Source organism: Thioalkalivibrio sp. ALJ16 (assembly GCF_000377345.1).
Classification (GTDB): Bacteria; Pseudomonadota; Gammaproteobacteria; order Ectothiorhodospirales; family Ectothiorhodospiraceae; genus Thioalkalivibrio.
On the sequence record NZ_KB898055.1, the window covers coordinates 36,858 to 42,857 of the forward strand.

Annotated in this window: 7 protein-coding genes; 6 read left to right on the plus strand and 1 reads right to left on the minus strand. The window is 67.4% G+C overall.

Annotated elements, in window-relative coordinates:
- Positions 1–25: 25 nt before the first annotated feature.
- A complete protein-coding gene (locus D000_RS0112345) occupies positions 26–778 on the minus strand; it encodes an MBL fold metallo-hydrolase (RefSeq protein WP_018867214.1) in 753 nt (250 codons plus the stop codon).
- Between the two features lie 229 nt (positions 779–1,007).
- Between D000_RS0112345 and D000_RS0112350 the strand changes: the two genes are divergently transcribed.
- The 6 genes from D000_RS0112350 to lipA all read left to right on the plus strand — a co-directional run bounded on the left by D000_RS0112350 (position 1,008) and on the right by lipA (position 5,737).
- On the plus strand, positions 1,008–1,247 hold the full coding sequence (locus tag D000_RS0112350; RefSeq protein WP_026279981.1) for a BolA family protein: 240 nt from the start codon (positions 1,008–1,010) through the stop codon (positions 1,245–1,247).
- A gap of 11 nt (positions 1,248–1,258) precedes the next feature.
- Entirely contained in the window at positions 1,259–1,669 is a 411-nt protein-coding gene (locus D000_RS0112355; RefSeq protein WP_018873838.1) for a hypothetical protein, read from the plus strand.
- Positions 1,666–2,217 carry a hypothetical protein gene (locus D000_RS0112360; protein WP_018873839.1) on the plus strand — a complete coding sequence of 184 codons (552 nt, stop codon included), beginning with the start codon at positions 1,666–1,668 and terminating at the stop codon, positions 2,215–2,217. The genes D000_RS0112355 and D000_RS0112360 overlap by 4 nt, the downstream gene beginning before the upstream one ends.
- Positions 2,218–2,285: 68 nt before the next feature.
- Positions 2,286–3,497: an HDOD domain-containing protein gene (locus tag D000_RS0112365; RefSeq protein WP_018873840.1), complete on the plus strand. Its 1,212-nt coding sequence runs from the start codon at positions 2,286–2,288 to the stop codon at positions 3,495–3,497.
- Positions 3,498–3,503: 6 nt separating this feature from the next.
- Entirely contained in the window at positions 3,504–4,709 is a 1,206-nt protein-coding gene (locus D000_RS0112370; protein WP_018873841.1) for an HDOD domain-containing protein, read from the plus strand.
- 71 nt (positions 4,710–4,780) lie between these two features.
- On the plus strand, positions 4,781–5,737 hold the full coding sequence (gene lipA, locus D000_RS0112375; protein ID WP_018873842.1) for a lipoyl synthase: 957 nt from the start codon (positions 4,781–4,783) through the stop codon (positions 5,735–5,737).
- Positions 5,738–6,000 lie beyond the last annotated feature (263 nt).

The window sequence follows — 6,000 nt, forward strand, 5'->3', positions numbered from 1 at the left end:
GGCGGGGCCACCGGAAGGGATCGGACTAACCCTGCTGATCGGTCTCGCAGAGGCGCTTCTTCTCGTCCGGCAGGTTGTCCGGACAGATGCCGCAGCCCTCGTTACCGGGCAGCGCCCAGTCGATCTTCTTCGGATACGGCAGGTCCATCTCGTCCATGATCTTCACGAACTCGGCCTCCGGCTTGCCCTTGCCCAGGCGCGGGTTACGCATCTTCTCCTGGCCAATGGTGGTGATCTGGCGCTCCTCGTAGTCATGCGCGGGATACACCAGGGTCTCGTCCGGCAGGGTGAAGAACTTGTCCTGGATCGAGTGGTACAGCGTCTTGGCATCCCCCGACTGGAAGTCCGTGCGGCCGCAGGCCTCGATCAGCAGGGCATCGCCCGAGAACAGCATCTTCAGGCCGACGTGATCCATCAGATAGGCGTGGTGCGCATCCGTGTGCCCCGGGGTGTACAGCGGGTTGATTACCAGGTTACCCACCTGGAAGGGCTCACCCTCGCGCAGGCCGAAATCGCGGCAGGGCAGTTCGTCCATCGCCGGACCGCCCAGCTTGCAGCCGGTCTTCTCGCGCAGCATCCGCGCACCGGTGATGTGGTCGGCATGGATATGGGTCTCGATCACGTAGTCGAGACTCAGGCCCATCTCCTGCAGCACGCGCAGGTCGCGGTCGACGGTCTCGATGACCGGGTCGATCAAGGCCGTCTTCCCGGTATCCGGGCAGCTCAGCAGGTAGGTATAGGTGGACGACTCGTCCTCGAACAGTTGCTTGAAGATCATGGTGCTTGCCTCCTTGGCCGACAGGCGAAAATCGTATAATCCAGATGCTAGCGCAGATACGCCGGGGCGACCCAAACCTCCCGGACAATCCATGCTGGTGTTTCCCTGCGAACACATGGCTGCGGAGCAAGTTCCCCGGATAGGGGCACTTCTGTCGGGGACGGCACGCGGCTATCATCCGCGGCTGACCATCCGCACCCATCATTCGAACGCAATCGGGGGACTCATCATGGAAGCCAGCCAAGTGGCCGAACTCATCCGCGCCGGCCTGCCGGAGGCCCAGAAGGTCGAGGTCACCGGGGGCGAGGGCAAATTCGAGGCCCTGGTCGTCAGCCCGCAGTTCGCCGGCATGAACGCCGTGAAGAAGCACCAGACGGTCTACGCCACCGTGCGTGACCAGATCGACTCCGGCGAGGTCCATGCACTGTCGATCCGCGCCTTCACGCCGGAGGACGCACCGGGCGCCTGAGGCCCTCGGCGATGCTCTCGCCCAAGGGCCGCGAGGAGATCGAGCGCCTGCTGGAAGGCGGGCTGGTGCAGGACTGGGGTGAGGCCGAGACCACCCTGCGCAACGTCACCCGCATGCTGCTCACGACACGCCCGGACCTGCTGCGCCTGTACTTCACGCCGACGGCCTGGGAACAGATCACCGCCTGGCCGCAGAAGAAGGCGGCCAACGCGATCATCGCCGCATTGCGCACTGGCGTGGTCGACACGCTCGGACGACCGGCCATCGCCAACCGCGAACAGGCCCGCTTCTACCTTCTCTGCTTTCAGGATGACCTTGCCGAACGAGTGGACGCGTGGTGTCGCGAACACCCCGAACAGTGTCCGCGCCGCGCCCAGGGCCGCGGCCGGCCCCAGGCCCTGCCCGGCGAGGACAGCCCATGACCGTGCCCGTCCTGCAGTGTGGCAGCCCCTCCATCGAAGCCGCTCTGCGCGAGCTGCTCGGACGCTATGACCTGAAACTGGTGATGCACCCGGCCGGGACCGCCCTGCCCGGCACCTGGTGGGGCGAGCCCGAGGCCGGGATCATCGGTCGGGTGGTGCATGTGCGCCCGGACACCCCCCTGCACTCGGCCCTGCACGAGGCCGGCCATGTGGTCTGCATGGACCCGGCCCGGCGCGCCCGCCTGCATACCAATGCGGGTGGCGACGATCTCGAGGAGTGTGGCGTCTGCTACCTGCAGATCCTGCTCGCGGACGCACTCCCCGGCGTGGGCCGCACACGGCTGATGCAGGACATGGATACCTGGGGCTACAGCTTCCGCCTGGGCCACACCGCCGCCTGGTTCCGCGAGGACGCGGCCGATGCCCGGACCTTCCTGCGCGCGCACGGCCTGATTGATGCCCACGACCGGCCAAGCTTTGTATGCCGTGGTGCCACGGCACCCGCGCCCGGCGCGGAATCGGATGCTACACTGCCGGCAATCGACTGAACCTGCGCGCGCGTGGGCCCCGCCGCCGCGGGGATATGGACTGCACAGCACGGACCGGGAACCACCCCATGGACAGCACCCGCATTGACGCCCTGTTGAAGGATATGGACCTGACCTCGAGCCTGTCGGATCAGGCCCGCAGCGAACTGGCCTCGGCCTGCACGGCACGCGAGCTTGAGGCGGGACGGCGCATGCGGCCACAGGATGTGGACGATCGCTACCTGTTCCTGGTGCAGGGCCAGCTTGTGCGCGTCAGTGGCGGGAGCCCGGCCCGCATCAGCGTGGACGCGGCCGACCCCGAAAGCCCGATGCAGATGTTCGACAATAACAGCGGTCAGCAGGACTTCATCATCACGGAAAAGCCCTGCCAGATACTGGAGGTCCCGACCGCCGCACTGGAACGCGCCCACAGCGCCTCGCTGGTGGTGCACGACACCGACCTGGACGACACCGAAGGGGCCTTCTTCGGCGAGCTCTACGACCTGATTACCAGCAACCGGCTGGAACTGCCGACGATGCCGGAGATCGCGCTGCGCATTCAGGAACTGACCAACGACCCGGACGCCGACCTCGACAAGCTGACCGAGGTGATCCAGCGCGACGGCACCATCGCCGGGGCCCTGCTGCACGCCACCAACAGCCCGCTTTTTCGCGCCTCGAAGCAGATCCAGTCCGTACGCGACGCGGTCAACCGGCTCGGCTTCCGCAACACCCGCATGCTGGCGATGAACATGGCCCTGCGCCAGGCATTCAAGGCGCGCCATGCCTCGACCCGCGAGGCCATGGAACAGAGCTGGAAGCACGGGGCGCTGCAGTCCGCCTACAGCTACCTGATCGCCGACTCGCTGAAGCAGCTGGACCGCGAGCGCGCCCTGCTGGCCGGCCTGGTCGCCGGGATCGGGGCCGTACCCATCATCCAGTTCGTCGAGCTGCGCGAGGCCCAGCCCGACACCGAGCGCGTCCAGTCTCTGGTACGCCGCCTGAGCAATCTCGCCGGGGTGCTGGTGATCAACTACTGGGATCTGGGCAGCGACCTCGTGACCGTGGCCGAACACGCCGGGGACTGGGGCTATCGCGCCAATGCGCCGGACTACGCCAGCATGGCCCTGGTCGCGGAATGGGCCGCCCGGCGCGCCGAGGGCGAGAGCGTTCCGGAGGCGTCGGAGGTCGCCGCCTTCGAGGTTCTCGGGATCACCCAGCCGAGCGCGGGCGAGCCGATCGCCTTCCTCGAAGAACGCACCGAAGACCTCGCGGAACTCCGCGCCATGTTCAACGTCTGACGGACGGTGATCAGAGAACGCCTTCCACACCTGCGCCCGTTCGCCGATCTCAGCGAGCGCGCGCGGGAAAAACTGTTGCAGCACGCCCGCACCATGACGGTGGACCCGGGCTTCAAGCTGCACGCGCGCGACGAATTCCGTAGCATGATCTTCCTGCTGGAGGGCCGCATGATCCTGGCCAGCGGGCGCAACTCGGTGATGCTGCGTGGCGATGCCGACGAGGCACTCAGCCCGCTATTCGATGCCCACGACTACCACAGCCACGCCATTGCGGCCTCACGGTCCACCCTGGCGATCCTCGACCGCAAGGTGTTCGAGACTCTGGTGGACGGCGGCGGTCAGGACAGCGTGGAAGTCAGCGAGATCGAGCTGTCCGACCTTGAGGGCGAGCTGTTCCGCAGCATCTACACCCACGCCTACTCCGGCGACCTCGCCCTCCCGCAGCTGCCCGAGGTGGCCTTGCATCTGCAGCAGGCCCTGAAGGACCCGGACATCTCCATCGCCACCGCCACCCGCATTATCGAGGAAGATCCGAGCGTCGCCGGTCGCCTGCTGAGCGTGGCCAACAGCCCGGCCATGGGCAGCCATCGCGTCGTCTCTCGCCTGCAGGACGCGGTCGCCCGCCTCGGCCTGGAGCGCACCCGCCAGCTGGTCATGGCACTGGCGATGCACCAGGTATTCATCCACCGTGACAGTCCCTTCCACGATCTGCTCGAGCGGTTGTGGCGCCGGTCCGCGCGTATCGCCGCCATCAGCTGCGTACTGGCCGACCAGTGCGAGGCCGTCGACCCGCAGACTGCCCTGCTCGCCGGGCTTCTGCACCGCGTCGGCGCCCTGCCGGTGATCGCCGAGGTCGCGCGCGGCCACCCGGAGCGCACGCCGGAAGAGGTCGAGCGCATCCTGTTTCGCCTGGAAGGCCTGATCGGCGAACTGGTTGCCCGGCAATGGGAACTGGCATCCGATATCATAGAATCGATTCGCGATTCCGGTGGCCCGGAAAACCCCGAGGCCCACGTACTCACCGACATCGTGCGGATCGCCCGCGCCGCGTGCCCGCGAGACGCCGAGGATGACCCCCTCGCGGATCGCATACCGCTGGCCAACCTGCGAGCGGTGGAGCGCCTGGGTTTCGTGCTCGACGACGACGGCAGCCTGCCCGCCATCGAAACCGCACGGCAGGAAGTCGAGGCGCTGATCCGCGAAGTGGTCTGAGACCGCGCCACCCGATCGCCCCACGCCCGCCGGGAGACCACCCCGGCGGCCACCAGATTCAGGGAAGGCCCATGGATACCCGAACTCGTCCGCAGCCCGGCGAAAAACAGCGCGCCGCCGACAAGGTCGCGCGCATCCCCGTCAAGATCCGTCCGACCGAACGCCCGCAGCGCAAGCCGAAGTGGATTCGCGCCCAGAGCCAGGCGCGCCCGGAGGTGCAGCGGATCAAGGGCATCCTGCGCGAACAGAAGCTGCACACCGTCTGCGAAGAGGCGAGCTGCCCGAACCTGGGCGAATGCTTCGCCCACGGCACCGCCACCTTCATGATCATGGGCGACATCTGCACGCGCCGCTGCCCGTTCTGCGATGTCGCCCACGGCCGCCCGGACGCGCTGGACCCCGACGAACCGCGCCACCTCGCCGAGACCATCCAGGCGCTGAGCCTCAAGTACGTGGTCATCACCTCGGTGGATCGGGATGACCTGCGCGATGGCGGGGCCGGCCACTTCGTGGACTGCATCCGCGAGGTGCGTACCCTGAATCCGCACACGAAGATCGAGATCCTGGTACCCGACTTCCGCGGCCGCATGGACCGGGCGCTGGAGATCATGCATCAGGCCCCGCCGGACGTGTTCAATCACAACCTGGAAACGGTCCCGCGTCTGTACCGCGAGGCCCGCCCCGGGGCCGACTACCAGTGGTCGCTGGAGCTGCTGAAACGCTTTCGTGAACAGCACCCCGGGGTACCGACCAAGTCCGGCCTGATGCTGGGTCTGGGCGAGACGCGCGAAGAACTGCTGGAGGTCCTGGCGGACCTGCGCGAGCACGGCTGCGACATGCTGACCCTGGGTCAGTACCTGCAGCCGTCGCGCCATCACCTGCCGGTAACTCGCTTCCTGTCGCCGGAGGAGTTCGACGAGCTCGGCGAGCGCGCCCGCGAGATGGGCTTCAAGCAAGTGGCCAGCGGGCCGATGGTCCGCTCGTCCTACCACGCCGACCTCCAGGCCCAGGGCCTCGAAACCGCCTGACCCGCCCTGCCGTTCCCAGCCTCTGGGCCATCATCCCGCGCCCCGAGGCTGGGCGCTGGCGCTTCGAGCCCCGGTGATTGATATGGCTTCGTCCGGCCGCCTGCCCTGTGTGGCTAGGCCTGGTTCGTCCTCCGGTGTTTACGGTGCCTTCGGTCCACCGCCTGCCCGGCGCTGACTCGCCAGCGCGCCCCGAGGTCCTTTCTTGCTTGCCCAAGAAAGGACCCAAAGAAGGGCACCCGGATTTCGCCCGGGAACCTCGCTCC